Consider the following 26,053-nt stretch of genomic DNA (forward strand, 5'->3'; position numbering starts at 1 on the left):
GTTCGTTATCAGCGATAAGGCCTACGCTTGTTACGATCAAAGGCCTTGAAAGAATAGGGAACATCTTATGAGTTTGCGTCGTGTAGCCATTATTGGCGGTAACCGGATTCCATTTGCCCGTTCCAATGGGCCGTACGCGACCGCCAGTAATCAGGCGATGTTGACGGCGGCGCTGGAAGGGTTGATCGAGCGCTACAACCTGCACGGGCTGCGCATGGGCGAAGTGGTGGCCGGGGCGGTGCTCAAGGACTCCAGAGACTTTAGCCTCACTCGCGAGTGCGTGCTGGGGTCGCGTTTGTCGCCGCAAACCCCTGCCTATGACCTGCAGCAAGCGTGTGGGACGGGGCTTGAAGCTGCACTGCTGGTGGCCAATAAAATTGCCTTGGGGCAGATCGAGTGCGCGATTGCCGGTGGCGTCGACAGCGCTTCGGACGTGCCGATTGGCTTGAATGACGGGCTGCGCCAGTGGTTGTTGCAGTTCAACCGAACCAAGGCGCCGCTGGACAAGATCAAAACCTTGCTTGAGTTGCGTCCCAGTTTTTTAAAGCCTGAGTTTCCACGTAATGGCGAACCCCGTACCGGGTTGTCGATGGGCCAGCACTGCGAGTTGATGGCTCAAACCTGGAACATCCCTCGCACCGAGCAAGATGCGCTGGCCCTGCACAGCCACCAGGCGCTGAGCGCGGCGTATCACGCGGGCTGGGAAGATGACTTGATCACCCCGTTTCGGGGGTTGAGCCGCGACAACAACCTGCGCCCGGACCTGACGCTGGAGAAACTCGCAGCCCTTAAGCCCGTGTTCGAACGCAGCGCCAAAGGCACCTTGACGGCGGGTAACTCCACACCGCTGACCGATGGCGCCTCAGTGGTTTTGCTCGGCAGTGAGGAATGGGCTAAAGAACACGGGTTGCCGATTTTGGCTTATTGGCGAGATGGCGAAACGGCTGCCGTGGATTTCGTGCATGGCGCCGAAGGCTTGCTGATGGCCCCGGTGTATGCGGTCCCACGGCTTTTGGCACGCAATGGCCTGACCTTGCAGGACTTTGACTACTACGAGATTCACGAAGCGTTTGCTGCGCAGGTGCTGTGCACCTTGAAGGCCTGGGAAGACGCCGAGTACTGCCAGAAAAGACTGGGGTTGGATGCGCCGCTGGGCGCCATCGATCGCCGCAAACTGAACGTCAAAGGCAGCTCATTGGCGATTGGGCATCCATTTGCCGCGACCGGTGGGCGGATCGTGACCAACTTGTCCAAATTGCTCGCCACGGCCGGGCAGGGACGAGGTTTGATCTCGATTTGTGCGGCGGGCGGTCAGGGCGTTACAGCGATTATTGAGCGTTAAGGCATCTGTAGCCGCTGCCGAAGGTCGCGATCTTAAGACCGTGTAACGCGCTCGTTCCTACAGTATTGAGCGCTGGGAGCAGTAAGGCATGTCCTGATTTTTTGGGTGATGCTGCGCGCAAGTATTGGGCTGTTAGGATCGCAAAAAATGCCCCGGACCCAGCCCATGAGTCAGTGTTTTAAAGACCACCCCTGCGACACCCAGAAGTTGAATGAAAGCACTACACCGCTGGATGAGTGTAAAAGCCATGTGATGGAACTTTACGGCGTTCAGACGTTAGTGACTGATGTGCCGATCCTGACCTGCGCGTGTATTTAGCGCATTTTTCAGCGCAAAGCTGAAGAGATCGTCGCTCCCGGTGGCACGTTGATTGCCGACTCTAAAGAGCGTAACCGCGCCATCAATGCGGCGTATGCCCGGTTGTGGTTGCACGACTCGCGTTTTCAATGGCCGGGTTGGCAGCGTTTGCGTCCAAGCAAGTGGGGTGCGGGTTGCTGCATGCAGCGCACGCGATTGAGCGTATTCAAGCAGAAGAAGATGCGCAGCAAGACTTACGTGACAGTCGACGCGATTGGGGCCTGTTCACGAAGGACCAGATGGCGCCGCAACATCAATTGCTGCGTGAATATCAAACTCGGGATGCCCAAAACCCTGTGCCTTTAGATGTTTGGCTTGCGGGTGACGTGCAGTCTGTTGTCCAGCAACAGTTCCAGCATGTGTACGACATGATGGCTTTGGGCAATACCACTTTGTTTCTGGATATCTTCCCGCTGCATGCGTTTTATAAGAAACGCGGGCTTCAGGAGTTAAAGACCTGTTTGAAACACCGCGCGGGCATTTATGGGCATCCGAAGTTTCATCAGGTCATGGTGCTTTTGGGGCGTTTCAAGGACAGCAGACGGCCTGACGAAGAGCGCTACATGATCACACTTGCGATCGCTAGCCCGTGGGTGCAAGGCGACGAAGAATAACCTGCGCATAACGCCCGCTCTTTCATCTTCTTTAGGCCATGACACCCAGCAGAATGAGTCTTGAAAATGAAGCACCCGAGCCTGCCAAGGACTCGAAAATTTCCGTGCATGTAATCATCAGTTGATCAATTTTGTGCAGGGTTTGGGCGCGGAAGGCTGCGGTCTTATAAGCCATCAAAAGATCGCAGCCTTCGTCCCTTGGACTAGTTGGCGGGCACTGCGGGTGGGTTTAGCGCGGCTTTCTCTTGGTGGTTACGGCTGGCGTAGCTTTCGGCCATCACCGAGCACACGATGAGCTGCAACGGGTGATAGATCATGATTGGCAGCAGAATCAGCCCAATCCCGGGGTTGGCGCCAAAGATCAGGGCGGCCATGGGTGCACCTGCGGCGAGTGATTTTTTGCTGGCGCAGAACACGGCCGCGATCTCGTCTGCGGTGCTGAACCTGAGGGCGCGGGCGGTGCGGGTGGTCAAATACAGGATGATGGCGAGCAGCATCGCGCTACCGGCAAAGGCGCAGAAAATCACCGATGAGCCTTGCTGTTGCCACATGCCCGAGACCATCGAGTTACAGAACGCGGCGTACACCAGCAGCAAGATCACCAGTTTGTCGCAGATGTTGGTGTAGCGCTTGTGGCGGGCGAAAAAGCGTCCGAACAACGGGCGCACCAATTGCCCGAGTACCAGCGGCAACAAGAGCATGGCGCACAGGTCGAGCAGGGTTGAGCCCAGATCGATACCGCCTGAACCGCTGCCCATCACAAAGCTCACCAGCAAGGGTGTCAAAAATATCCCCATGACGCTGGACAGGCTGGCGTTGAGAATCGCCGCGGGCACGTTGCCGCCTGCGCTGCCTGTAAGGGCCACGGATGAGGAAATGGTTGAGGGCAGGGCGCACAGGTAGAAAAAGCCGAGCATCAGCAGTGGCGGAATGTGCGCACCCAGTAACGTGTTGGCGAGCACCCACATCAGCGGAAACACGATAAAGGTGAAGCCCTGAACCATGAGGTGCAGGCGTATGTTTTGCAGGCCATGGCGGATTTGCTCGCTGGACAGGTTGACCCCGTGCAGGAAAAACACCAGAAATACGCCGACATTGATCACCACTTCTGCGTGCATCGCCCCGCCCGTGCTGCCGAAGGTCGGAAACAGATAGGAGAGAAATGTCGCCACCAACATGCCGCACAGAAACCAGTCGGTGAACAATCGTTTGAGGTGTTTGAACATAGCCATCGCGGGCCCCTGAATATTGTAAGAATTGATGACTTAGCCTAACGTCGGCCCTATCTGACGTCTTGCGACATAAGGCCAATCAATGCCGCCAAACGGACAACGTGGTACGCAACGTGCGATTCCTGCGCTCAATACCTTGCCTCGGCCGCTGTATGCCCGCGCCGAAAGCTTGGGGGCCGGGTCTTGGACGCCGCGTCATCGACATGATTGGGTGCAGTTTTCTTACGCCATCAGCGGTGTGCTTGGCGTGCACACCGACGAAGGCAGTTTTTTCGCGCCGCCACAGTGGGGGATCTGGATCCCCGCCGGGCTGGAGCATGAAGTCGTGACCTCGATGCGCGCCGAGATGCGCAGCTTGTACGTGCGCCGTGAAGCGTGCCTGTGGGCACCGGGGCACTGCCGCGTACTGGAAGTCACGCCGTTGGCGCGGGAGTTGATCAAAAGCTTTTGCGCTTTGCCGGTGGATTACCCGGAGGGCGCAAGCCCGGAGCAACGCTTGGTGCAGGTGTTGCTCGATCAACTGGCGGGTTTGAGTCAGGTCGGTTTTTCGCTGCCATTGCCACGGCATGCGCGGTTGTTGACGCTGTGTAATGAACTGATCGAAAACCCGGACGCTGACGCGAGCCTGAGCCTCTGGGCCGAGCGTTTGGGCACATCTGAAAAAACCCTGATGCGTTTATTTGACCGTGAAACCGGTTTGAGTTTTCGCCGTTGGCGTCAGCGTATGCGCTTGCTTTCGTCTTTGCGTGTACTTGAAGAGGGCGCCAGTGTGACGCTGGCCGCGCTGTCGTGCGGGTATGAGTCGACGTCGGCGTTTATTGCGGCCTTTAAAAAGATGTTTGGCTTCACGCCCGGCGAGTTATTCAGACATTAATAAGGCGCTTTTCGAAAATGGCCTGCATACGTTTACCCCTGCTCTAGTAGGTGCGCGTTTATTCAACGGGATTAGTCGATGCTCTTCGGTTGGCGCTCGACTATCATCCATGCCATTCGGAATTTTTGGCACATGACGTGTCTACAAGCGACTCATACACGTTCGCCCCTTCCCCGTAATGAGTGGATTGCCGTATAACGAGTGACATTCGCGTGTTTGGTAACAAAGGACCCACAATAAAAGCTGATGAAGACTCCAAAACGCTTAGAACCCCTGATCGAAGACGGTCTGATCGACGAGGTGCTGCGCCCACTCATGAGTGGCAAAGAAGCAGCTGTTTACGTGGTCCGCTGCGGCAATGAGCTGCGATGCGCCAAGGTTTATAAGGAGGCAAACAAACGAAGTTTTCGCCAGGCCGCTGAATATCAGGAGGGTCGCAAGGTTCGTAACAGCCGTCAGGCTCGAGCGATGGCCAAGGGCTCGAAGTTTGGTCGTAAAGAAACCGAAGATGCCTGGCAGAACGCTGAAGTGGCAGCACTGTTTCGCTTGGCAGGTGCCGGTGTTCGGGTTCCCAAGCCGTTCGACTTCCTTGAAGGCGTGCTGTTGATGGAGTTGGTGGCCGATGAGTATGGCGATGCGGCGCCGCGTCTGAATGACGTTGTGCTGGAGCCGGATCAGGCCCGCGAGTACCACGCGTACCTGATTTCGCAGATCGTGCTGATGCTGTGCACGGGGCTGGTTCACGGTGACTTGTCCGAGTTCAACGTGCTGCTCACGCCGACAGGGCCGGTGATTATCGACCTGCCGCAGGCTGTCGACGCGGCGGGCAACAACCACGCGTTCAGCATGCTGGAGCGGGACGTTGGCAACATGGCTTCTTACTTCGGACGTTTCGCGCCGGAGTTGAAGAAAACCAAGTACGCCAAGGAAATGTGGGCGCTTTACGAAGCGGGCACCTTGAGCCCTACCAGCGTATTGACGGGTGAGTTTGAAGAGCCTGAAGAGTTGGCGGATGTCGGCGGTGTGATCCGCGAGATTGAAGCGGCTCGACTGGACGAAGAACGTCGCCAGGCGGTGCGTGCTGCTGATGATGCACCACCGAGCAAAGCCGAAGAGCCGCCTCCACCCTGGATGCAGTGATTCGATGAATGAAAAATCCGGCTCAGGCCGGATTTTTTATGCCTGGAGAATACTGAGTGTGAGGGAGCGCTTTGCAGTCTTTAAAACCGGTTCAAAGGGATTTTTAAGCTGCGCAACCCGCTTTCATCGGCTGGCGGCAGGTTGCCGGCGCGGATGTTGACTTGTATGGCCGGGATTAGGAGTGCCGGCACGCCCAGAGTGGCGTCGCGGGCCGTGCGCATGTCGACAAAGTCCGCCAGCGCGATGCTGTCGTTGACATGAATATTTCGAGCGCGCTGTTCGCCAACGGTGGTCGACCAACGGGCCTCGCGACCGGCTGGCGGGTAGTCGTGGCACATGAACAGTCGCGTGTCGCTCGGCAAGGCCAGCAGGCGTTTGATCGATTGATACAGCTGCTGTGCATCGCCCCCCGGAAAATCGCAACGTGCGGTGCCGACATCCGGCATGAACAGGGTGTCGCCCACGAAAATAGTGTGATTTTCGATCTGATAGGCCATATCCGCCGGCGTGTGGCCCGGCACGTGGAGCGCCCGCACCTGGAGTCGGCCAATCTGGAACACTTCATCGGGTTCAAACAAATGGTCGAATTGCGAACCGTCCAGTTGGAATTCAGGCTCAAGGTTGTAGAGGTCGCGAAACACGCCTTGTACCTGGGTGATCGCCGAGCCGATGCCAATCTGGCCGCCGAGTTTTTGCTTGAGGTAGGCGCTGGCTGACAGGTGATCGGCGTGGGCGTGTGTCTCCAGTAGCCACTGCACCTTCAGGCCGTGGGCTTCTACAAAACCAAGGATGCTGTCTGCGCTGTCGGTACTGATGCGCCCGGCGGCGGCGTTGTAATCGAGTACCGGGTCAATGATTGCGCACTTGCCCCCACTGGCTTCGTACACCACGTAGCTCACGGTCGAGGTGGCAGGGTCGTAGAAGCCTTGAATTTCGGCGTGCATGGAAAGCCTCACGTGTATCAAAAGAGTTTCAATATATTGAAACATATATTATCGAGTCGTAGACTGTCGACCATTACGTTACGGAGCCTTCCATGCCTGCTCAGCTCACCAGTGAAGAGATCGGCCTTCTGCGCGATTCTGCCACCAAAGCCTGCACCCTGCTTAAAGCCTTGGCCAATGAAGATCGGCTGCTATTGCTGTGCCAACTGACGCAAGGCGAACGCAATGTCGGCGAGCTTGAAGCGCTGACGGGGATCCGGCAGCCCACCTTGTCGCAACAACTTGGCGTGTTGCGCGATGAGGGCATGGTCAATACCCGCAGGATGGGTAAATTCATTTTCTACTCGCTCGCCAGCTTCGAAGTGGTTTCGGTGATGCAAACCCTGTCGGGTCTGTATTGCGGTCAAGCGCTCAAGAAGTAACGGGCCAACTATTCCATTCATTTTTGTTGTGCCTGGAGTGACCCATGGAGCCAACCATCAAGCGAATCGACGACACATTTTCTGTATCAGGGCAGCTCGCGCTGTCGGAACTCCAAGCATTGGCCGCGCTGGGTTTTCGCAGTGTGATCTGCAATCGCCCAGACCATGAAGGCGGGCCGGAGCAACCCGAGCACACGTCCATGCAGCAGGCCGCTGAGGCCTTGGGGCTAGGCTTTGCTTACCTGCCCGTGCAAACCAGCGGGGCGACTCCCGAGCAAGCGCAGCAGTTGCATCAATTGTTGAGCGAGATGCCCAAGCCGGTATTGGCGTATTGCCGCACCGGTAATCGCTCCTTAAAGCTGTATGAAGCAGCGACTCGGAGCGTGCGTGAAGTCCGCCAATTTGACGTGGTCGTGATTGGCGGCGGCTCGGCCGGTATCTCGGTAACGGCCAGCTTGCTCAAGCGCGATGCATCCTTGCGCATCGCGGTGATCGAACCCAACACCGAACACTACTATCAGCCAGCGTGGACGCTGGTGGGCGGTGGTGCCTACGACGTCAAAGACACGGTGCGGCCCACCGGTGAGGTGATGCCCAAAGGGGCGCAATGGATCAAGGCATCGCTTTGCGCCTTTGCGCCGCAACGCAAAGTGGTGTTGATCAGCGATGGCACTGAGCTTGGCTATCAGCAATTGATCGTTTGCCCTGGGCTGCAACTGGCCTGGGAGAACATCGAAGGCCTGGAAGAAACCTTGGGCAAGCATGGCGTCACGTCCAATTACCGACATGACCTGGCGCCCTATACCTGGGAGCTGGTGCGTTCGCTGCGCGGTGGCAAAGCGCTGTTTACGCAGCCGGGCATGCCGATCAAATGTGCCGGTGCACCGCAAAAAGCCATGTACTTGTCGTGTGATCACTGGCGCAAGCAGGGTGTTCTGGATTCGATTTCGGTGGAGTTCAACCTGGCCGGCGCGGTGCTGTTTGGTGTCCCGACCTTTGTCCCACCATTGATGAAATACGTTGAAGCCTACAAGGCTCAGTTGGCGTTTCAGTCCAATCTGGTCAAGGTCGACGGACCTAACAAGACCGCCTGGTTTGATGTGACGGGGGTTGATGGCCAGGTTACCCGCCATGAAAAACGTTTCGACATGCTACATGTGGTGCCGCCACAGCAGGCGCCGGATGTGATCCGCCGCAGTGAGCTGGCAGACAAGGCCGGCTGGTTTGAAACCGATCCGGCGACGTTGCAACACCCGCGTTACCCCGAAATTTTCGCGGTAGGCGACGTGTGCGGAACATCCAATGCCAAGACGGCAGCGGCGGCTCGCAAGCAAGTTGTGGTGGTGGCCGACAACCTGATTGCCCTGCGCAAAGGGGTTGCGTTGCCCAAGCGTTATGACGGCTATGGTTCTTGCCCGCTGACGGTGGAAAAAGGAAAAGTGATTTTGGCCGAGTTTGGCTATGGCGGTAAATTGCTGCCGACGTTCCCGCTGGACCCGGTTGTACCGCGCAAGTCGGCGTGGTTCCTGAAGGCGACGCTGCTGCCATGGTTTTATTGGCAAGGCATGCTCAAAGGCCGCGAGTGGTTCACTGACTGCAAGCAGGACTGAGTTCAAGCATGCTGATTATCATCTTGGGCACGTTGGTGGGTTTGCTCCTGGGCTTGACCGGTGCGGGCGGCGGCATTTTGGCCATCCCGGCGCTGACGCTGGGCTTGGGTTGGACGTTGCTTGAAGCGACCCCGGTGGCGTTGTTGGCCGTTGGGGTGGCAGCGGCCGTGGGCGCAGTCGACGGATTACGCAAAGGGTTGGTGCGTTACAAGGCTGCCGGGTTGATGGCCGGGGCCGGTTGGCTGGCTTCGCCGGTGGGGTTGTACCTGGCCAAGGTGTTACCGGGTGCGGCACTGATGGCGCTGTTTGGCTGCGTGATGGTGTTCGTTTCCGGGCGTATGTTTATGCAAGCCAGAGCAGGTTGCCCGGGCGACGAGGGCGATCACCCTAAAAACTGCCAGCTTAACCCTTCAACCGGGCACCTGAAGTGGGATGCACGATGCGCCGCGACGCTGGCGTCCATCGGCGCGACGTCGGGATTGCTCACGGGGCTGTTGGGGGTTGGCGGCGGTTTTTTGATCGTGCCGGCCTTTCGAAAGTTTAGCGACGTGCCCATGCACGGGATTGTAGCCACGTCGTTGATGGTGGTGGCCCTGGTGTCACTGGGCACGTTGGGGCATCTGGTTTATCAGGGGTTTAGCCTGTCTGAGGAGGCGGTGTTGTTTATCAGCGCGACCTTGGCCGGGATGATTGCTGGACGTGTTCTGGCGCCTAACGTCTCGGCGCAACGAATGCAGCAAGGCTTTGCCGTGTTGTGTGCGGTGGTCAGCGTGTTGATGATAGGCCACGTGTTGCTGATGGTGCTGTGACGGGTATTTGATGTAGCCGCTGTCGAGGCACCGGGTTATGGACTTACGGGATCACAGCAGCTACCCGACTCCAGGTCCTTAAGGATTGGGCAGTCGGGGCGATGGTCGCCTTGGCAGCTTTCTACCAGCACTTGCAGGGTGTCGCGCAGGCTGCTCAGCTCAAGAATCTTTTGATTCAGGGTGTCGATGTGCTGGCGCGCAAGCGCTTTCACATCGCCGCTGGCGCGTTGGCGGTCTTGCCATAAGGTCAGCAACTTGCCGACCTCTTCCAATGAAAACCCCAAGTCCCGCGAGCGTTTGATAAACGCCAGCGTGTGCAGGTCGTCGTCGCTGTACAGGCGGTAGCCGCTATCGCTGCGCAGGGCGGGTTTGAGCAAGCCAATAGACTCGTAGTAACGAATCATTTTGGCGCTCAGGCCGCTGTGTTTGGCGGCCTGGCCGATATTCATGTCAGTCGTCTCCCAGGTCTTTGGGTTTCCAGAACTTCAGTAACAATGCGTTGCTGACCACGCTGACGCTGGAGAAGGCCATTGCTGCGCCTGCCAGCACCGGATTTAAAAAACCAAAGGCTGCCAACGGAATGCCGATCACGTTGTAGACAAAGGCCCAGAATAGGTTTTGACGGATTTTAGCGTAGGTTTTACGGCTGATTTCCAAGGCGGCGGGCACCAGTCGTGGGTCGCCGCGCATCAGGGTGATGCCGGCTGCATGCATGGCCACGTCAGTGCCGCCACCCATGGCGATGCCAATGTCGGCTGCTGCCAGCGCCGGGGCGTCGTTGATGCCGTCGCCGACCATGGCCACCACGGCGGTTTTTTTCAGTTCGGCCACGGTGGCCGCCTTGTCGGCGGGCAGCACTTCGGCGTGCACATCGGTAATGCCCAGCGCCTCAGCCACCACGCGGGCGCTGCCGCGGTTATCGCCGGTCAGCAGGTGACTGCTGATATGGCGTGCATTGAGTTGCTTAATCGCGGACTGTGCACCTGTTTTGAGCGTGTCGCCAAAGGCAAAAAGCCCCAGCACTCGAGTCTGCGGGCTTTGCTCGATCAACCACGACAGGGTGCGGCCTTCGTTTTCCCAGGCGGCTGCGGATTGCGCCAATGAACCTGGGGTGAGGCCCGTTTCATCCAGTAGGCGGCGATTGCCCAAGGCCAGGCGATGACCCTCCAGCGTACCTGCGATACCCCGGCCTGTGAGTGATTGGCTGTCCGTCACATCCGGCACCTTCAGGTTACGGGCGGCGCAGGCGTCAAGTACGGCTTTGGCCAGCGGGTGTTCGCTGCCGCGTTGCAAGGCCCCGGCGGCTTGCAGCAGGCGGGCTTCGTCGCCATCCAGCGCACTGAAATGAGCAATTTGCGGAGTACCCGAGGTTAAGGTGCCGGTTTTATCGAAGACCACGGCGCTGACTTCGTGTGCCCGCTCGAGGGCTTCGGCGTCTTTGATCAGAATACCGTAGCGTGCGGCCACGCCGGTCCCGGCCATGATTGCAGTCGGTGTTGCCAAGCCCAGCGCACACGGGCAGGCGATGACCAATACGGCCACGGCGTTGATCAGTGCCGTCTCGATTGGGGCGCCATAGAACCACCAGCCGAGCAGGGTGGCGAGGGCGATCAAGAGTACGACCGGGACGAAGATCTGGCTGACTTTATCCACCAGTTTCTGGATCGGTGCTTTACCGGCCTGCGCGTCTTCGACCAAGCGAATGATGCGCGCCAATACGGTTTCTGTGCCCAGTGCCAGGGTTTTGATCACCAGGCGGCCTTCGCCGTTAATGGCGCCGCCGGTGACTTTATCCCCTGGCTGTTTGGGCACGGGCAGACTTTCACCGCTGATCAGCGCTTCGTCGGCGTGGCTTTGACCGTCGACCACTTCGCCATCCACAGGGAATCGCTCGCCGGGTTTGACGAGCACCCAATCATTGAGGCGCAAGTCGCTGATGGCGACGTCTTGTTCCTGTCCGTCGACCACCCGCAATGCGCGTTCGGGGCGCAAGGCTTCAAGGGCTCGAATAGCGCTGGCGGTCTGACGCTTGGCGCGGCTTTCGAGGTATTTGCCCAGCAGTACCAGTGCGATGACGACGGCCGAGGCTTCGAAATACAGATGCGGTGTGCTGCCCGGCGCTGCGATGGCCCACTCGTACAGGCTCAGACCGTAGCCGGCGCTAGTGCCGAGGGCGACCAGTAAGTCCATGTTGCCAGCGCCGGCCTTGACGGCTTTCCACGCGGCTACATAAAAGCGTGCACCCAAAATGAACTGCACGGGCGTGGCGAGTACGAACTGTGCCCACGCGGGCAGCATCCAATGAATACCCAAAGGCATGAGCAGCATGGGCAGTACCAGCGGTAGCGCCAGCACGATGGCCAGAATCAGCGACCAACGCTCACGACGCAGGCGTTTTTGCTGATCGTCATGGAGTGTTTGCTGGTTTTGCGCCTGGTGCAGGCTGGCGCTATAGCCCGCCTGGCTGACGGCGTCGATCAAAAGCTTAGGGTCGATCTGGCCGAGCAGTTCGACATAGGCACGCTCGCTGGCAAGGTTGACGCTGACACGTTCAACGCCTGCGACTTTGGCCAAGGCTTTTTCGACGCGTCCGGCGCAGGACGCGCAAGTCATGCCGCTGATATCGAATTCCAGACTCTGCGCCGGGACGCTGTAACCTGCTTGCTGCACGGCTTCGACCAGTGCAGGCAAACTGTCGGCAGGGGCTTGGACACGCGCCTGTTCGGTGGCTAGATTGACGCTGACCGAGCTGACCCCCGGGACTTTGGCCAAGGCTTTTTCGACGCGTCCAGCACAACTGGCGCACGTCATGCCGTCAATCGGCAGGTCGAATTGGGTGGGCACGAGCAGTCCTCCTCAAGAAGTTATCTGTCCCTAGAATCGACCTTGACCCCATGGCAAGGTCAAGGTGTCTTGCTGTGCTTTATTTGGGCGCTTGGCGTGAGTTTAATATTCCAGTTTGGCGGGTTTGAGGTACATGCCGTCTTTGCCGAGGGCGATCCGGTATTTGCGCACGTCACCGGCTTTCAACGTGAATTGCTGCGCGGGCGGCACCAGTATGCCGGGCAAGCAGCCGGGCGCTTGTCCGGGCAGTAGCTTGAGTCTTATGTCGACGCTGGCAGGTGGCAAATTGAAGGACAGCGACTGCTCTTGAAATAATCGGCCAGCCAGTTGGTCATCGATGTACACGCCGATCTCGCAGTGGGTGGGGACTTCTAGACGCTCGCGCGAAATGATCAGCACGCCATAGTCCTGATCGGCATTCGCCCACAAAGGCAGGCTGGCGAGACTTAGAAGACTGACTAGGCTTAAAACGGACCCGCGCATGGCTCAGTTCCCTGTTTTCAAATCACAAGGCATTGAGCTTGGCCGAGCCAGGTTCAGATTGCCAGCGCGCTGATTCAACCAGGGGCTTGACCTTGCCACGATGGCAAGGTCAAAGCTGTAGGCCTCTCAAACAAAGGAGGTTCAACATGCCGACGTTTAAAGTGGATGGAATGACCTGTGGCGGTTGTGTACGGGGTGTGACTAATGCGATTCAGCGCGTTGACCCTCAATCGACCGTTCACGTCGATTTGGCGACCAAGACCGTTGAGGTTGATAGCACGCTGCCTTCAGCACAGATCGTCGCTGCGATTAAAGGAGCCGGATTTGATGTATCTGAATAGGGCTTCGCAACGGTGTACGCCCTGGGGGTTTAATAGCTAGCTCGCTATCTTTATGTTCATCGTCTGCAACCACGGCTAGACTATCGGGCTGCGCTAACCGCACTTCGATTTGGATACCTGATGAACGTTAGAACAATCCTGATTCTGGGCGCTCTCAGCGCTTTTGGTCCCTTGGCCATCGATTTTTACTTGCCAGGCTTTCCGGCGATGGCTCAAGCCTTTGCCACTGATGAAAAGCACATTCAGCTCACGCTCGCGGTCTACTTTCTGGGCTTGTCCATCGGCCAACTGGTGTATGGCCCGATCGCTGATCGTTTTGGTCGACGGGTGCCGCTGCTGGTTGGTGTGGGCCTGTTTACGCTGGGTTCCTTTGCCTGTGCTTTTGCCCCAACGCTCGAGTGGCTGATCGGTGCGCGCTTTATCCAGGCGCTGGGCGGTTGCGCCGGGATGGTGCTGTCGCGGGCGATTGTCAGTGATAAGTGCGACGCGGTGGGGTCGGCCAAAGTGTTCTCACAGCTGATGCTGGTGATGGGGCTCGCGCCGATTTTGGCGCCGATGCTGGGCGGCCTGTTGGTAAATGTGTATGGCTGGCAGTCGATTTTTATCGTGCTGACTGTCTTCAGCGCACTTGCGGCCCTGGCCGTGGCGCTGGGCTTGCCGGAAAGCTTGCCGGCCAACGTGCCGCGCCAACCGTTGTCGGGGGCGCTGCGCCAATATGGCCGTTTACTCAAAGATCGCGAATTTCTGGGGCATGCACTGACCGGGGGGATCGCAATGGCCGGGATGTTTGCCTACATTGCCGGTTCACCTTTCGTATTTATCAAACTCTACGGTGTGCCTGCTGAGCACTATGGCTGGCTGTTTGGCAGCAACGCGGCAGGTTTTATTTTGGTTGCTCAGGTGAACGCCCGTTTGCTGGCCAAGCGCGATCCAGGCTTTTTGCTGGCGCGCACAGTGTGGGTCTATCTGGCAGCGGGCCTTGCGTTGCTGGGCATTAGCGCTTTGCACACCGAGCAACTGTGGCCGTTGCTGATTCCGTTGTTTGTCTGCATCGCCAGCTTGGGTTGCATCATCCCCAATGCCTCGGCGTGTGCCATGAACGGGCAGGGCGCGCGTGCGGGCAGTGCTTCTGCGATGTTGGGCTTTCTGCAGTTCAGCGTCGCTGCCGGGGCTGCCTCACTGGTTGGCGTGTTGCATGATGGCAGTGCGATGCCCATGGCAATGGTCATCACCTTGTGCGGGCTTCTGGCAGTGGCAATCGGTATGGCGACCCGCCGCTTATACACTGCGCGGATCGCCGCCCAAGACGCTGCCTGAGTTACCCCACCCAGCGCTCTGGCAATCTGTGCGGGGCTTGCAAGCGTGATTGCAGTTTATCCACAAAAGCTCTGGCCTCGGCTTCACTGCGAAAATTCACGGCTTGCTGGTCGATTTGAACCTGCCATTGGCAGTCACGCGATCTTGCTAACGCTTTAATCAGGATTTTCATTTCTGGCCTCCTTTGGTTGGCAAAGGTGGCCAGTGTATGCCCGAAAACCTTGACCAAGATGACGGACATCAAGTCTCTGACTGACGGTTAGAAATTGGCCGTTTCAGTCCCCGCCGCTTTGCTCAGAACCCTTCCAGTACGATTTTGCCTTTGGATTTGCCGCTTTCCAGCAGCGCATGGGCGCGCCGCAGGTTAGCGGCATTGATGGTGCCAAAGTGCTCACCCACGGTGGTACGCAATGTGCCTGCATCAATCAGCTCGGCAACTCGGTTCAACAGGTTGTGTTGCTCGATCATGTCCGGGGTTTCGAACAGCGAGCGGGTGTACATGAACTCCCAGTGCAGCGACAGGCTTTTGCGCTTTAGTTTGGTGATGTCGAGCGCTTTAGGGTCATCGATCAGTGCCAGCTTGCCTTGTGGCGCAAGGGCTTCGACCAGTTGGTCCAGGTGCTGATCGGTTTGGGTCAGGCTGGCGACGTGAGTGACCGCGCTAATGCCTTGACGCTTGAGTTCTTCGCTCAATGGCTGTGCATGATCGACGATGACATCGGCGCCCAGTTCGCGCACCCAGGCTTGAGTTTCGGGGCGTGATGCCGTGCCAATCACCTTGAGCGCGGTCAACTGGCTGGCCAGTTGGATCAAGATAGAGCCGACGCCGCCTGCCGCACCGACGATCAGCAGGCTTTGTTGCTCATCGGTTTTACCTTCTTTGATCCCCAGGCGTTCAAACAGCAGCTCCCATGCGGTGATGGCGGTCAGTGGCAGCGCAGCGGCTTCGGCGAAGCCCAGGCGCTTGGGCATGTGCCCGACAATGCGCTCATCCACCACGTGAAGCTCGCTGTTGCCACCCGCGCGAGCGATGGAGCCCGCGTAAAAAACCTTGTCGCCCACCTTGAACAGGCTGACCTCACTGCCGACGGCCTTGACCACGCCGGCCACATCCCAGCCCAGCACTTTGGCGGCATCGGCCTCGGGCTGCACGTTTTGGCGGACTTTGGTGTCCACCGGGTTCACAGAAATCGCTTTGACCTCCACTAGCAGGTCACGCGGGCCGGCCTCGGGCGCGGGCAGTTCGATGTCTTGCAGGGCTTTAGGGTCTTGAATCGGCAGCGAATGGTAGTAAGCGATAGCTTTCATGGGGCAAGTCCGAAAAGTGAGTACGAAAGTGAGGCGATGATTAACCATTTCACAGGGCGATAAAACCGGCTAAAACAGCAGTCTCTTTCAACAATATTTTGATAATGGCGAGGATGAGCCCTGGATGCTGCGTTTCGATGACCTGCAATTGTTTGTTCGCGCTGCTGATTTGGGCAGTTTGTCGGCGGCCGCGCGGGTGATGGACATGTCGCCCGCCGTGGCAAGTGCCGCGCTCAAACGGATAGAGGCGCAATTGGGGGCTCGATTGTTGGCGCGCTCCACTCGCAGCTTGCGCCTCACGGCAGAGGGACAGGGGTTTCTCGACTATGCGCGTACGGCGTTGAGCAGCCTTGATGAAGGACGACGCCTTTTAGCCCGTGGGCAAGATCAGGTGAGCGGTGTGTTGCAGCTTTCGGCCCCGTCGGACTTTGGACGCAATTTGTTATTGCCGTGGCTGGATGAGTTCCAGCGTGCGCATCCGCAGTTGACCGTGCGGCTGTTACTGGGCGATCGGATTGCCGATTTGTTCCGCCAACCGGTGGACATCGCCTTGCGCTATGGCGAGCCGGAAGATTCCAGCCTGGTTGCGCTACCGGTGGCCACCGATAATCGGCGAGTGTTGTGTGCGTCGCCAGATTACTTAGCCCGTAAGGGCGAGCCTCGTCAGCTGGAACACCTGCTGCAACATAATTGCCTGTTGTACATGCTGGGGACGCGGGTGCACGACTATTGGCAGTTTGACGACGGTAAGCGTGATTTAGGGCTGACGGTCAGCGGTGATCGTTTTAGTGATGATGCTGATGTGGTGCGCCTGTGGGCAGTTGCCGGGGCCGGGATTGCTTACAAGTCGTGGCTGGACGTGGCGGGGGATGTGACGGCGGGGAGGCTAAAGGTGCTATTGCCCGAACTGAGATGCGAGCGGGCGCCCCTGAATATGCTGTGCAGTCATCGCGCGCAGTTGAGCAAGCCGGTGAAGTTGCTGCGTGACATGTTGAGTGAGCGGTGTGCGGGATTGAGCCATTTGTACCCGGTAAAACGCTGACCCTGTGAGGGCGCGAACTTGCTCGCGATTCAGGCGACGCGGTTTGTGAGTCAAACCGAGTATTTTCCATCGCGAGTAAGCTCGCTCCCACAGAAGACAGTAGGGGCTTACGGTTTGACCAACCGTGCGTCCAGGCTGTTTTGCGCCAGGCGCTTGGCTTGATCCTGGGTCATGCCCAGATCGGTGTACAGCGCGTGGAAGTTCTCGGTTACGTACCCGCCGAAGTAGGCAGGGTCATCGGAGTTGACGGTGACTTTCACGCCGCGCTCAAGCATGTCGAGAATGTTGTGTTGCGACATGTGATCGAACACGCACAATTTGGTGTTGGACAGCGGGCAGACGGTCAGCGGGATTTGCTCGTCAATGATGCGCTGCATCAAACGCTCGTCTTCAATCGCGCGCACACCGTGGTCGATGCGCTGGATTTTCAGCAGGTCGATGGCTTCCCAGATGTATTCCGGCGGGCCTTCTTCGCCAGCGTGGGCGACGGTGAGAAAACCTTCGTGACGGGCGCGGTCAAACACACGCTTGAACTTGCTTGGCGGGTGGCCCATTTCTGAACTGTCGAGGCCAACGGCGACAAAGGCATCGCGAAATGGCAGCGCTTGGTCGAGGGTTTTTTCCGCTTCTTCTTCGCTCAAGTGGCGCAGGAAGCTCAGGATCAAACCGCTGGTGATGCCCAGTTGCTGTTCACCGTCTTTGAGTGCGCTGGCAATGCCATTGAGCACGACTTCAAACGGCACGCCGCGATCGGTGTGGGTTTGCGGGTCGAAGAAGGGTTCAGTGTGAATGACGTTCTGTGCCTTGCAGCGCAACAGGTAGGCCCAGGTCAGGTCGTAGAAATCCTGAGAGGTGCGCAGTACGTCCGCGCCCTTGTAGTAGAGGTCCAGGAACTCTTGCAGGTTGTTGAAGGCATACGCCTTGCGCAAGGTTTCAACATCATTCCAAGGCAGGGCGATTTTGTTGCGCTCGGCCAGGGAGAACAGCAGTTCAGGCTCCAGAGAACCTTCAAGGTGCAAGTGCAGTTCTGCTTTTGGCAGGGCGTTCAGCCAGTCATACATATACTTTTTTCTCATCAAATCAGGTGCAGATGGCGGCATTCTACAGGCGCAGGACGACACAGCTTGTAAAAAAGCCCCCGCCATTTGTCGCACCGCGCTCGTCCGAGTGGGATGCCAGTGCCTTCGAGTCGCGTGTCCCTGAACTAACATGTAACGAAACGTTAGCCAGTTGTTGCAGTCTGTAACCTCACAACATGTATTCGACTCCCGGCAAAAAGGCCCGCGATGCTGACTTTATTGAAAGACGAAAAACTCCTGCTGCTGGCGATAGTTATGGCCGCCGTGGCGTTCCCGCTGGAGCATTGGCTGCTGAACAGCGGTCAGGTTTTTGCCTTGGTGGGAGGCTTTGTGCTGATCGCCGCGATTGTTTGTGCGTCGATGCGCGTGGCGCACCATGCCGAGGTTCTGGCTGAAAAGGTTGGTGACCCTTATGGGACGATGATCCTGACGTTGTCAGCCGTGTTGGTGGAAGTGGTCATCCTTGCCATTATGATGAGCAACGAACCGTCACCTACCTTGGTGCGTGACACGATTTATTCGGCGGTCATGCTCGATATCAACGGCATTCTCGGTTTGGCCGCATTGATGGGCGGGATCAAGCACGGCGAGCAGTCCTATAACGATGATTCGGCCCGCACCTACAGCGTGATGATTCTGACAGCCATGGGTGTGTCGATGGTGGTGCCGGAATTTATCCCCGAGGCCGACTGGAAGATTTACTCCGCTTTCACCATTGGCGCGATGGTGCTGCTTTACACCTTGTTCTTACGGATGCAGGTGGGGCCGCATAGCTACTTTTTCAGTTACAGCTACCCGGAGAAAAAGAGCCGCAAGCGTGAGCCAGAAGGCGCACCTGCTAACGTGAAACTGTCGGTCGCTGTTTTGGGACTGGGTGTGATTGTGATCGGAGCGCTGGCGGAGGTGATGTCTAAAGCGCTGGACCTTGGCCTTGAGGGCACGGGAGCGCCGCCGGTGATTACGGCTATTTTGGTGGCAGCCATATCAGCTGCCCCTGAGATTTTGACCGCCTTGCGGGCCGCGCTGGCGAACCGCATGCAGTCGGTGGTGAATGTGGCTTTGGGGGCTTCGCTGTCGACAGTGATTTTGACTGTGCCGGTGATGGAGGCCATGGCGTTGTACTCCGGGCAGCCCTTCCAGATGGCCATGACCCCGGTGCAGACGGTGATGGTGTTGATTACCCTGGTGGTCAGTGCGATCAATTTGAATGACGGTGAAACCAATGCCATCGAAGGCATGACGCACTTTGTGCTGTTTGCCACGTTCATCATGCTGTCGCTGCTGGGCCTGTAATCAGAACGGTGGCCCGTGCAAGTCAGTTAACCCATATGCCCTGTGGAGGCTGGCTTGCCCGCGAGGGCATCGGCGCGGTTCAGCAGAAAAACCGCATCGCATGCATCGCTGGCAAACCAGAGGCCCACAGATTTTCTGTGACATTTGTAACAGCGTTCGTCCCACTGACGGGCATTGACCTTGGCAGCCACCCCGTGTCGTGTTTTACCAAGGAATGGTCTGACCCTTGTAGTCGATAAAGTGATGGCCGCCTTTGCCAGCGTATGCCTTCAGCTGCTCTACGATGCCACGGATGCTGGTGTCGACATCGATGTCTCCCTCTCCACCGCTCAGGTCGGTTTTGACCACGCCAGGGTGCATCGATAGCACGGTAGGCCGCTCATCCCCCAGTTGGGTAATGAACGTATTGGTCAACGAGTTGAGTGCCGCCTTGCTGGCTTTGTAGAGTGCCAATTGCGGTGCGTTGGGGATGATGACACTGCCCAGCCGTGAACTCATGAATGCCAGGATGCCATCGCCTTTTCGAATGTTGGCGACGAAGGCCTGTGCCACGTTGATCGGTGCAACGCTGTTGGTCATGAATAGCTGGCCTATGTCAGCCAGACTGGCGCTGCCCGATGTCTGATCATCCGGACCTTTGATGCCGGCGTTAATGAAGACCAGATCGAAGACCTCAGCATTTAAGCGTTGGTGCAGTGCTTTGATGGCTTGCAGGTTGTCGATGTCGAGTTGCTCGACCCGAACATTTGCCAGCTTTTTTAACGCATCGGCCCGCTGAGGATCGCGCACGGTTGCGATGACGCTCCAGCCTTCATTCGATAACGCAGTGACTAGGCCGAGGCCAAGTCCTCGTGAGGCACCGACGATGAGTGCTTTTTTGGCTGTCATGGGTTCACCCTCTGAAAGTAAAAGGAAGTCAGCGCCGAAGGTTTACGCCTTCCTGTAATCGCGAGAGGAGGGCGTTAAGAAAACCGGCTTGTGCAATTAACTGACTCTGCAGGATTGAGCTTGCTCGCGATCTTTTAAAAGATCAAAAGATCGCGAGCAAGCTCTGCTACAACTGGCCGTCAGATGTTGCGTTTACCTGCTCCGAGTTGGTTAAAAAACGTACAAGATTAAGTAAGCGTTATGGGGGCTGAATCCGCGAGGAATTTACACGGCTTATCCACAGGTTGTTCCACAGGATCTGTGCGCAACTCGAAAGGAGGGATATAAGCACTGAGCTGCTTTGTTCTAACCGCGATAACCCGTTCTAACTGACTGTTTTTACAGTAAATTGCGAAATCGTCTAACAGGTTGGCTAAAAAGTGTACAAAGCGCTGAAAACCCCGCTGCATATGGGCTGCAGCGGTGTGTGCTCAGGTTATCCACAGCCGGGTGCACAGTGATTGTGGGCAACTGCAGTAAAGGCTAATCACAGGTTTTTATGGGGCGGTGTCAAACGTGTCCCGGTGCAGCAGGATTCTGCCGCGACTGATGTCTGCCAGCTGCTGTTGCAGGGATGCTATGTGTTCTTCGCCTAGCGCCAGTTGCAGATCCACACCGTTGGCGGTGAAGCTTTCGTCGATAAGCAGGCCGTTGAGTTCGGCCAGGCGTAATTTCACCAGGGCCAGCTCACTGAAGTTGCATGAGCAGTGCAGAGGCACGCGGTTGATGAGCGGACGTTTTTCTGCATTCTGCAGGCATTTGTTTGCGCCGCCGCCATAAGCGCGTGCGAGCCCGCCAGTGCCGAGTTGAATGCCACCGTACCAGCGGATAACCAGCACCACGACTTGATCGCAGTCTTGCGCTTCAATGGCTGAAAGGATGGGGCGGCCAGCTGTACCGCCGGGTTCTCCATCATCACTGCTGCGATATTGATCGCCTAGCTTCCAGGCCCAGCAATTGTGCGTGGCGTTAAGGTCACTGTGTTGCTCGATGAAGTCATGGGCCTGCTGGGCGCTGGTGATTGGCGCGGCGAGGGTGATGAAGCGGCTTTTGCGAATTTCTTCACGGTATTCGCAAAGGCCGGTGAGGGTCGAGGGCATGTCAGTTCCGGGCTTGGGCGGTGGGAGTGAGGCCGCAGCCTTTGAGGATGATTCGAATCAGGTTGTCGCTGGCGTCTTGCATGTCTTGTTTGGACAGGCGTGTGCGGCCAGTGACGCGGCAAATCTGGGTGGCAAAGTCAGCGTAATGCTGGGTGCTGCCCCACAACAGAAAGATCAGGTGCACGGGATCGACGGGATCCATTTTTCCGGCATCTATCCAGGCTTGGAACACCGCGGCGCGACTTTGGAACCAGGCGCGGTAGTCTTGCGTGAAGTACTCGGTCAGACATGTCCCGCCGCTGATGATTTCCATCGCAAATACCCGTGAGGCCTGGGGCTGGCGGCGTGAGAACTCCATCTTGGTGCGAATGTAGTGACTGAGTGCTTGAGCCGGGTCGTCTTCAACGTTCAGGGTGTTGAAGGTGCTGTCCCACAATTCGAGGATATTGCTCAACACCGCAATGTAGAGCCCAAGCTTGTTAGTGAAGTAGTAATGCAAATTGGCTTTGGGCAGGCCTGCCTTGAGTGCAATGGCATTCATGCTGGTGCCTTTGAAGCCATGGCGGGCAAACTCATCCTCAGCGGCTTTGAGAATGGTTTCTTCGTTCTTTTGACGAATTCGGCCAGCGGGCTTTCCATCGTGGGATGGGACTTCAAAGGTCATAGGTTTTCCAAGGCAATCTGTGTGGGCGCATTCTGTGTAGTCGCTGTTTTTTCACGTTAACGCGTCGCTTCCAGGCTCTCAAGAAAACTTTCCAGTACCAGGTGCGGGCGACGGCCTTTACGGGTGACTGACGCCAGGCTTAAGTCATAAAAACGCGTTTTGGCTTTCAAGGGGCGAAGGCGCCCCTGTTGAACCCAAAAACTGGCGTAGTGATCGGGCAGATAACCGATGTAACGCCCGGTCAAAATCAAGAAGGCCATGCCTTCTCGGTCGGAGGCACTGGCGGTGCAATTGAGCGCCTGATAGTGCGCCTGGATCTCGGCGGGCAGGCGAAAGGTCGGAGCAATCGCATCCTGTTCATTGAGGCGCTGATCTTCCAGTTCGCTGTCGTCGACATAAAAGAGTGGGTGGCCGACAGCGCAGTAGAGCAATGAGCGCTCGCTGTATAACGGTTGATACTCAAGACCTGAGAGTGCGCTGGCCTGAGGGACCACGCCGACATGCAGGCGGCCGTCGAGTACGCCTTGTTCAACTTCGTTGGGGGCGATCATGCGAATGTGGATTTGCACGCCAGGCCCGCGTTCTTTGAGTTGGGCCAGGGCATGGGTGATGCGCATGTGGGGTAGGGTGACGAGGTTGTCTGTTAGACCGATCGTCAACTCACCACGCAGATGGTGATGCAGGCCGTTGACCTCTGTACGAAAGCTTTCGAGTGCACCTAACAATTGCAGTGATGACTGATACACCTCGCGGCCTTCTTCTGTCAGCGAAAATCCCGCGCGACCACGCTGGCAAAGGCGTAAGCCTAGTCGTTGTTCGAGGTCGCTCATTTGTTGGCTAATGGCCGAGCGCCCGATCCCAAGCACGGTTTCTGCTGCTGAAAATCCACCGCACTCTACGACACTGCGAAAGATGCGCAGCAGTCGAATATCAAAGTCGCTGACTTGGGCCAGTGCATCGGGACGACGGCTGCTCATAGTTTAGTAATCACCTAACTAAAGGTTAGAAGAGTTGAATTTCATCGACTTTATAGGCGTGGCAATTTAGCTGCAACAACGCTTTGAATCCCACGCCGCTTTCTGCTTTGCGAGGTTTTGCTGATGAACATGCCTGAAAACGCCGAAATCACAGTGACTAGCCAGCTCAAGCTGGATGCTCATTGGATGCCTTATACCGCCAACCGTAACTTCCATCGTGATCCGCGTTTTATCGTTGGAGCCAAGGGGAGCTATCTGACGGACGATAAGGGTCGGCAAATTTACGATTCGTTGTCAGGCCTGTGGACTTGTGGCGCTGGGCATACCCGCACAGAAATTCAGGAAGCCGTGGCCAAGCAACTGGGCACACTCGATTACTCGCCGGCGTTCCAGTACGGGCATCCGCTGTCATTCCAGCTGGCTGAGAAGATTACTGAACTGACACCGGGCAACCTTAATCATGTGTTTTTCACTGACTCGGGTTCGGAGTGTGCGGATACCGCAGTGAAGATGGTGCGTGCCTACTGGCGCTTGAAAGGCCAATCGACCAAAACCAAGATGATTGGTCGTGCCCGCGGTTACCACGGTGTGAACATTGCTGGCACGAGCTTGGGCGGTGTGAACGGTAACCGTAAGCTGTTTGGCCAGCCGATGATGGATGTCGATCACTTGCCGCACACGCTGTTGGCGAGCAATGCATTTTCTCGTGGCATGCCGGAGCAGGGCGGTATCGCTCTGGCTGATGAGTTACTCAAGCTGATTGAGCTGCACGATGCTTCGAACATCGCGGCGGTGTTTGTGGAACCAATGGCCGGTTCCGCCGGTGTATTGGTGCCGCCGCAGGGTTATCTGAAACGCCTGCGTGAAATCTGTGATCAGCACAACATCTTGTTGGTGTTCGATGAGGTGATTACTGGGTTTGGTCGTACCGGCTCGATGTTTGGCGCCGACAGCTTCGGCGTAACGCCTGATCTGATGTGTATTGCCAAGCAAGTCACTAACGGCGCGATTCCAATGGGCGCAGTGATTGCGACCACCGAGATCTATCAGACGTTCATGAATCAACCGACGCCTGAGTATGCGGTTGAATTTCCACACGGTTATACCTATTCGGCTCACCCGGTGGCATGTGCTGCGGGTCTGGCCGCTCTGAATTTGCTGCAAAAGGAAAACCTGGTGCAGAGCGTGGCTGAAGTCGCGCCGCATTTTGAGAATGCCATTCATGGTTTGAAAGGCGTGAAAAACGTCATCGACATTCGCAACTACGGCTTGGCCGGTGCGATCCAAATCGCCCCACGTGATGGCGATGCGATTGTGCGTCCGTTCGATGCGGCGATGAAGTTGTGGAAGGCTGGCTTCTACGTGCGTTTTGGGGGGGACACCCTGCAGTTTGGACCAACCTTTAATAGCAAGCCGCAAGACCTGGATCGTTTGTTCGATGCGGTCGGCGAAGCGCTGAGTCAAATCGACTGATCCTTCTCTATATAGAAGCGATTTTTTGCAATTCATGCAGGCGCGCAGCGTTCGCGCCTGTGGACAACTTTTTGGAGCATCCATGAGCACCATTCAACATTTGATCAATGGCGAATTGCTGAGCGATTCCGGTCGTACCGCCGATGTCTATAACCCTTCGACCGGAAAAGTGATTCATCAAGTGCCACTGGCCAGCCGCGAAACCATTCAAAAAGCCATCGATGCAGCCAAGGCTGCATTTCCGGCATGGCGCAACACGCCTGCGGCCAAGCGTGCTCAGGTGATGTTCCGTTTCAAGCAACTGCTGGAGCAAAACGAAGCGCGCATCTCGCAGTTAATCAGCGAAGAGCATGGCAAGACGCTGGAAGATGCTGCGGGTGAGTTGAAGCGCGGGATTGAGAACGTTGAGTACGCGTGTTCTGCGCCTGAAATCCTGAAGGGCGAGTACAGCCGTAATGTAGGACCGAATATTGATGCGTGGTCGGATTTCCAGCCGTTAGGTGTGGTTGCGGGCATTACGCCTTTCAACTTCCCGGCTATGGTTCCGCTGTGGATGTACCCGTTGGCGATTGTGTGCGGTAACTGTTTCATCCTCAAACCTTCCGAGCGAGATCCAAGCTCGACGTTACTGATTGCACAGTTGTTGCAGGAAGCCGGTTTGCCTAAGGGGGTGATGAATGTGGTGCATGGCGACAAGGGCGCAGTCGATGCGCTGATCGAAGCGCCAGATGTAAAAGCGTTGAGCTTTGTGGGTTCGACGCCGATTGCTGAATACATCTATGCCGAAGGGACCAAGCGCGGTAAGCGTGTCCAGGCGTTGGGCGGAGCGAAAAACCATGCGGTCCTGATGCCGGATGCGGATCTGGATAATGCGGTCAGTGCTCTGATGGGGGCAGCCTATGGTTCGTGCGGTGAGCGTTGCATGGCGATTTCGGTTGCTGTGTGCGTGGGGGACCAAGTTGCCGATGCGTTGGTGGCCAAGCTGGTCCCACAAATCAAGGCGCTGAAAATCGGTGCAGGTACGTCGTGTGGTCTGGATATGGGGCCTTTGGTGTCCGGCCAGGCGCGTGACAAGGTTAGCGGTTATGTCGAAGACGGCGTGGCAGCCGGAGCTCAGTTGGTCGTTGATGGTCGTGGCTTGAGTGTCAAGGATCATGAAGATGGCTTCTTCCTGGGGGGCTGTCTGTTTGACCGCGTGACGCCTGAGATGCGTATCTATAAAGAAGAGATTTTTGGTCCGGTGCTGTGCATCGTTCGGGTTAACAGCTTGGAAGCGGCCATGCAGCTTATTAATGACCATGAATACGGCAACGGAACGTGCATCTTCACGCGTGACGGTGAAGCGGCTCGCCTGTTCTGCGATGAGATTGAAGTGGGGATGGTGGGGGTTAACGTTCCGCTGCCAGTGCCAGTGGCTTATCACAGCTTTGGTGGTTGGAAGCGTTCGCTGTTTGGTGATTTGCATGCTTACGGGCCGGATGGGGTGCGTTTCTATACGCGTCGTAAGGCGATCACTCAGCGTTGGCCGCAGCGTGCGAGTCATGAGGCGTCGCAGTTTGCTTTCCCTAGTTTGTAAGGGGCGCATAAGCTCTATATAGAAGAGAAGAGGCCAGCCGTTAGGCTGGCCTCTGCTTTTAGGGCGATATGACATAAAGATGAAATAAATGCTTGACCTGGATTTTCAACGGCCTATAATTCGCCCCACTTCCGGCGCAGTCGAAACGGAAAACTCCTTGTGTATCAATGAGTTGGATTGGTTTTCGGCAGTGCGAGCTTCAAGTCATCGAAGCAGGAAATGAGGTGTTGACAGCAGCGTGTAACGCTGTAGAATTCGCCTCCCGCTAACGAGAGATCGAAAGCG

The 26,053-nt window shown here is 57.0% G+C and carries 25 protein-coding genes and 1 pseudogene; 14 read left to right on the forward strand and 12 right to left on the reverse strand.

Translation table 11 applies throughout. The annotated features are described in order from the left end of the window. The first annotated feature begins 67 nt into the window (after positions 1–67). From ACIQYF_RS19005 to ACIQYF_RS19015, 3 genes and pseudogenes are all read left to right on the forward strand, one after another. On the forward strand, positions 68–1,342 hold the full coding sequence (locus ACIQYF_RS19005) for an acetyl-CoA C-acetyltransferase (protein ID WP_402864910.1): 1,275 nt from the start codon (positions 68–70) through the stop codon (positions 1,340–1,342). A gap of 165 nt (positions 1,343–1,507) precedes the next feature. Continuing rightward, the gene (locus ACIQYF_RS19010; protein ID WP_402864912.1) at positions 1,508–1,660 is read left to right on the forward strand and encodes a hypothetical protein; all 153 of its coding nucleotides are present in this window, start codon (positions 1,508–1,510) and stop codon (positions 1,658–1,660) included. A 108-nt stretch (positions 1,661–1,768) separates the two neighbouring features. Then, a pseudogene (locus ACIQYF_RS19015) lies at positions 1,769–2,313 on the forward strand (DUF2515 family protein). A gap of 203 nt (positions 2,314–2,516) precedes the next feature. On the opposite strand, the gene ACIQYF_RS19020 reads toward ACIQYF_RS19015, so the two are convergent. Beyond that, positions 2,517–3,545: a bile acid:sodium symporter family protein gene (locus tag ACIQYF_RS19020; RefSeq protein WP_402864914.1), complete on the reverse strand. Its 1,029-nt coding sequence runs from the start codon at positions 3,543–3,545 to the stop codon at positions 2,517–2,519. Between the two features lie 82 nt (positions 3,546–3,627). On the opposite strand from ACIQYF_RS19020, the gene ACIQYF_RS19025 reads away from it, so the two are divergent. Together ACIQYF_RS19025 and ACIQYF_RS19030 are read left to right on the forward strand one after the other, a co-directional pair. Beyond that, positions 3,628–4,419, forward strand: a complete 792-nt coding sequence (locus tag ACIQYF_RS19025; RefSeq protein WP_402864916.1) for an AraC family transcriptional regulator — start codon at positions 3,628–3,630, stop codon at positions 4,417–4,419. A 246-nt stretch (positions 4,420–4,665) separates the two neighbouring features. After that, positions 4,666–5,559: a PA4780 family RIO1-like protein kinase gene (locus tag ACIQYF_RS19030; protein ID WP_402864918.1), complete on the forward strand. Its 894-nt coding sequence runs from the start codon at positions 4,666–4,668 to the stop codon at positions 5,557–5,559. A gap of 80 nt (positions 5,560–5,639) precedes the next feature. Here ACIQYF_RS19030 and ACIQYF_RS19035 read toward each other — a convergent pair whose 3' ends face one another. Next, positions 5,640–6,503 carry an MBL fold metallo-hydrolase gene (locus tag ACIQYF_RS19035; RefSeq protein WP_402864920.1) on the reverse strand — a complete coding sequence of 288 codons (864 nt, stop codon included), beginning with the start codon at positions 6,501–6,503 and terminating at the stop codon, positions 5,640–5,642. A 92-nt stretch (positions 6,504–6,595) separates the two neighbouring features. On the opposite strand from ACIQYF_RS19035, the gene ACIQYF_RS19040 reads away from it, so the two are divergent. From ACIQYF_RS19040 to ACIQYF_RS19050, 3 genes are read left to right on the forward strand one after another with little or no spacing between them, the layout of a single operon-like run. Further along, positions 6,596–6,925 (forward strand): metalloregulator ArsR/SmtB family transcription factor, encoded by a 330-nt coding sequence (locus tag ACIQYF_RS19040; protein ID WP_402864922.1) that lies wholly within the window; start codon positions 6,596–6,598, stop codon positions 6,923–6,925. 44 nt (positions 6,926–6,969) lie between these two features. Beyond that, positions 6,970–8,535, forward strand: a complete 1,566-nt coding sequence (locus ACIQYF_RS19045) for a TIGR01244 family sulfur transferase (protein WP_402864924.1) — start codon at positions 6,970–6,972, stop codon at positions 8,533–8,535. An 8-nt stretch (positions 8,536–8,543) separates the two neighbouring features. After that, positions 8,544–9,344, forward strand: a complete 801-nt coding sequence (locus tag ACIQYF_RS19050) for a sulfite exporter TauE/SafE family protein (protein WP_402864926.1) — start codon at positions 8,544–8,546, stop codon at positions 9,342–9,344. A gap of 35 nt (positions 9,345–9,379) precedes the next feature. Here ACIQYF_RS19050 and cueR read toward each other — a convergent pair whose 3' ends face one another. The 3 genes from cueR to ACIQYF_RS19065 all read right to left on the reverse strand — a co-directional run bounded on the left by cueR (position 9,380) and on the right by ACIQYF_RS19065 (position 12,671). Beyond that, the gene (gene cueR, locus ACIQYF_RS19055) at positions 9,380–9,793 is read right to left on the reverse strand and encodes a Cu(I)-responsive transcriptional regulator (RefSeq protein WP_402864928.1); all 414 of its coding nucleotides are present in this window, start codon (positions 9,791–9,793) and stop codon (positions 9,380–9,382) included. Position 9,794: 1 nt separating this feature from the next. Beyond that, positions 9,795–12,188, reverse strand: coding sequence for a heavy metal translocating P-type ATPase (locus ACIQYF_RS19060; RefSeq protein WP_402864930.1), 2,394 nt, complete (start codon positions 12,186–12,188; stop codon positions 9,795–9,797). A gap of 102 nt (positions 12,189–12,290) precedes the next feature. After that, positions 12,291–12,671, reverse strand: coding sequence for a hypothetical protein (locus tag ACIQYF_RS19065; protein ID WP_402864932.1), 381 nt, complete (start codon positions 12,669–12,671; stop codon positions 12,291–12,293). Between the two features lie 146 nt (positions 12,672–12,817). On the opposite strand from ACIQYF_RS19065, the gene ACIQYF_RS19070 reads away from it, so the two are divergent. Both ACIQYF_RS19070 and ACIQYF_RS19075 read left to right on the forward strand, forming a co-directional pair. Next, a complete protein-coding gene (locus ACIQYF_RS19070) occupies positions 12,818–13,012 on the forward strand; it encodes a heavy-metal-associated domain-containing protein (protein WP_402864934.1) in 195 nt (64 codons plus the stop codon). A 120-nt stretch (positions 13,013–13,132) separates the two neighbouring features. Continuing rightward, positions 13,133–14,329, forward strand: coding sequence for a multidrug effflux MFS transporter (locus ACIQYF_RS19075; RefSeq protein ID WP_402864936.1), 1,197 nt, complete (start codon positions 13,133–13,135; stop codon positions 14,327–14,329). A 1-nt stretch (position 14,330) separates the two neighbouring features. On the opposite strand, the gene ACIQYF_RS19080 is transcribed toward ACIQYF_RS19075, so the two are convergent. After that, positions 14,331–14,501, reverse strand: coding sequence for a hypothetical protein (locus ACIQYF_RS19080; protein WP_402864938.1), 171 nt, complete (start codon positions 14,499–14,501; stop codon positions 14,331–14,333). A 122-nt stretch (positions 14,502–14,623) separates the two neighbouring features. Continuing rightward, positions 14,624–15,637, reverse strand: a complete 1,014-nt coding sequence (locus ACIQYF_RS19085) for a zinc-binding alcohol dehydrogenase family protein (protein WP_402864940.1) — start codon at positions 15,635–15,637, stop codon at positions 14,624–14,626. A 124-nt stretch (positions 15,638–15,761) separates the two neighbouring features. On the opposite strand from ACIQYF_RS19085, the gene ACIQYF_RS19090 reads away from it, so the two are divergent. Beyond that, positions 15,762–16,679, forward strand: a complete 918-nt coding sequence (locus ACIQYF_RS19090; protein ID WP_402864942.1) for a LysR family transcriptional regulator — start codon at positions 15,762–15,764, stop codon at positions 16,677–16,679. A 107-nt stretch (positions 16,680–16,786) separates the two neighbouring features. Here ACIQYF_RS19090 and ACIQYF_RS19095 read toward each other — a convergent pair whose 3' ends face one another. Further along, positions 16,787–17,740, reverse strand: coding sequence for an adenosine deaminase (locus tag ACIQYF_RS19095; RefSeq protein ID WP_019408737.1), 954 nt, complete (start codon positions 17,738–17,740; stop codon positions 16,787–16,789). A gap of 225 nt (positions 17,741–17,965) precedes the next feature. On the opposite strand from ACIQYF_RS19095, the gene ACIQYF_RS19100 reads away from it, so the two are divergent. After that, positions 17,966–19,051 (forward strand): calcium:proton antiporter, encoded by a 1,086-nt coding sequence (locus ACIQYF_RS19100; protein WP_402864945.1) that lies wholly within the window; start codon positions 17,966–17,968, stop codon positions 19,049–19,051. A 204-nt stretch (positions 19,052–19,255) separates the two neighbouring features. Here ACIQYF_RS19100 and ACIQYF_RS19105 read toward each other — a convergent pair whose 3' ends face one another. From ACIQYF_RS19105 to ACIQYF_RS19120, 4 genes are all read right to left on the reverse strand, one after another. Continuing rightward, the gene (locus tag ACIQYF_RS19105; protein ID WP_402864947.1) at positions 19,256–19,939 is read right to left on the reverse strand and encodes an SDR family oxidoreductase; all 684 of its coding nucleotides are present in this window, start codon (positions 19,937–19,939) and stop codon (positions 19,256–19,258) included. A gap of 536 nt (positions 19,940–20,475) precedes the next feature. Next, positions 20,476–21,078 (reverse strand): IMPACT family protein, encoded by a 603-nt coding sequence (locus ACIQYF_RS19110; RefSeq protein WP_402864949.1) that lies wholly within the window; start codon positions 21,076–21,078, stop codon positions 20,476–20,478. 1 nt (position 21,079) lies between these two features. Continuing rightward, positions 21,080–21,742: a TetR/AcrR family transcriptional regulator gene (locus ACIQYF_RS19115; protein WP_402864951.1), complete on the reverse strand. Its 663-nt coding sequence runs from the start codon at positions 21,740–21,742 to the stop codon at positions 21,080–21,082. 56 nt (positions 21,743–21,798) lie between these two features. Next, positions 21,799–22,719 carry a LysR family transcriptional regulator gene (locus ACIQYF_RS19120; RefSeq protein ID WP_402864953.1) on the reverse strand — a complete coding sequence of 307 codons (921 nt, stop codon included), beginning with the start codon at positions 22,717–22,719 and terminating at the stop codon, positions 21,799–21,801. 123 nt (positions 22,720–22,842) lie between these two features. On the opposite strand from ACIQYF_RS19120, the gene ACIQYF_RS19125 reads away from it, so the two are divergent. Next, positions 22,843–24,192 (forward strand): aspartate aminotransferase family protein, encoded by a 1,350-nt coding sequence (locus tag ACIQYF_RS19125; protein ID WP_402864955.1) that lies wholly within the window; start codon positions 22,843–22,845, stop codon positions 24,190–24,192. 82 nt (positions 24,193–24,274) lie between these two features. Then, positions 24,275–25,768, forward strand: coding sequence for a CoA-acylating methylmalonate-semialdehyde dehydrogenase (locus ACIQYF_RS19130; RefSeq protein WP_402864957.1), 1,494 nt, complete (start codon positions 24,275–24,277; stop codon positions 25,766–25,768). Positions 25,769–26,053: the final 285 nt, after the last annotated feature.

The sequence above is a fragment of the Pseudomonas sp. NPDC096917 genome (assembly GCF_044762555.1).
GTDB lineage: Bacteria > Pseudomonadota > Gammaproteobacteria > Pseudomonadales > Pseudomonadaceae > Aquipseudomonas.

Excerpts from the sequence above, each read along its gene's own strand:
- ACIQYF_RS19005 (WP_402864910.1), top strand. The coding sequence starts at position 68 with ATGAGTTTGCGTCGTGTAGCCATTATTGGCGGTAACCGGATTCCATTT.
- ACIQYF_RS19010 (WP_402864912.1), top strand. The coding sequence starts at position 1,508 with ATGAGTCAGTGTTTTAAAGACCACCCCTGCGACACCCAGAAGTTGAAT.
- ACIQYF_RS19020 (WP_402864914.1), bottom strand. The coding sequence starts at position 3,545 with ATGGCTATGTTCAAACACCTCAAACGATTGTTCACCGACTGGTTTCTG.
- ACIQYF_RS19025 (WP_402864916.1), top strand. The coding sequence starts at position 3,628 with ATGCCGCCAAACGGACAACGTGGTACGCAACGTGCGATTCCTGCGCTC.
- ACIQYF_RS19030 (WP_402864918.1), top strand. The coding sequence starts at position 4,666 with ATGAAGACTCCAAAACGCTTAGAACCCCTGATCGAAGACGGTCTGATC.
- ACIQYF_RS19035 (WP_402864920.1), bottom strand. The coding sequence starts at position 6,503 with ATGCACGCCGAAATTCAAGGCTTCTACGACCCTGCCACCTCGACCGTG.
- ACIQYF_RS19040 (WP_402864922.1), top strand. The coding sequence starts at position 6,596 with ATGCCTGCTCAGCTCACCAGTGAAGAGATCGGCCTTCTGCGCGATTCT.
- ACIQYF_RS19045 (WP_402864924.1), top strand. The coding sequence starts at position 6,970 with ATGGAGCCAACCATCAAGCGAATCGACGACACATTTTCTGTATCAGGG.
- ACIQYF_RS19050 (WP_402864926.1), top strand. The coding sequence starts at position 8,544 with ATGCTGATTATCATCTTGGGCACGTTGGTGGGTTTGCTCCTGGGCTTG.
- cueR (WP_402864928.1), bottom strand. The coding sequence starts at position 9,793 with ATGAATATCGGCCAGGCCGCCAAACACAGCGGCCTGAGCGCCAAAATG.
- ACIQYF_RS19065 (WP_402864932.1), bottom strand. The coding sequence starts at position 12,671 with ATGCGCGGGTCCGTTTTAAGCCTAGTCAGTCTTCTAAGTCTCGCCAGC.
- ACIQYF_RS19070 (WP_402864934.1), top strand. The coding sequence starts at position 12,818 with ATGCCGACGTTTAAAGTGGATGGAATGACCTGTGGCGGTTGTGTACGG.
- ACIQYF_RS19075 (WP_402864936.1), top strand. The coding sequence starts at position 13,133 with ATGAACGTTAGAACAATCCTGATTCTGGGCGCTCTCAGCGCTTTTGGT.
- ACIQYF_RS19080 (WP_402864938.1), bottom strand. The coding sequence starts at position 14,501 with ATGAAAATCCTGATTAAAGCGTTAGCAAGATCGCGTGACTGCCAATGG.
- ACIQYF_RS19085 (WP_402864940.1), bottom strand. The coding sequence starts at position 15,637 with ATGAAAGCTATCGCTTACTACCATTCGCTGCCGATTCAAGACCCTAAA.
- ACIQYF_RS19090 (WP_402864942.1), top strand. The coding sequence starts at position 15,762 with ATGCTGCGTTTCGATGACCTGCAATTGTTTGTTCGCGCTGCTGATTTG.
- ACIQYF_RS19095 (WP_019408737.1), bottom strand. The coding sequence starts at position 17,740 with ATGTATGACTGGCTGAACGCCCTGCCAAAAGCAGAACTGCACTTGCAC.
- ACIQYF_RS19100 (WP_402864945.1), top strand. The coding sequence starts at position 17,966 with ATGCTGACTTTATTGAAAGACGAAAAACTCCTGCTGCTGGCGATAGTT.
- ACIQYF_RS19105 (WP_402864947.1), bottom strand. The coding sequence starts at position 19,939 with ATGACAGCCAAAAAAGCACTCATCGTCGGTGCCTCACGAGGACTTGGC.
- ACIQYF_RS19110 (WP_402864949.1), bottom strand. The coding sequence starts at position 21,078 with ATGCCCTCGACCCTCACCGGCCTTTGCGAATACCGTGAAGAAATTCGC.
- ACIQYF_RS19115 (WP_402864951.1), bottom strand. The coding sequence starts at position 21,742 with ATGACCTTTGAAGTCCCATCCCACGATGGAAAGCCCGCTGGCCGAATT.
- ACIQYF_RS19120 (WP_402864953.1), bottom strand. The coding sequence starts at position 22,719 with ATGAGCAGCCGTCGTCCCGATGCACTGGCCCAAGTCAGCGACTTTGAT.
- ACIQYF_RS19125 (WP_402864955.1), top strand. The coding sequence starts at position 22,843 with ATGAACATGCCTGAAAACGCCGAAATCACAGTGACTAGCCAGCTCAAG.
- ACIQYF_RS19130 (WP_402864957.1), top strand. The coding sequence starts at position 24,275 with ATGAGCACCATTCAACATTTGATCAATGGCGAATTGCTGAGCGATTCC.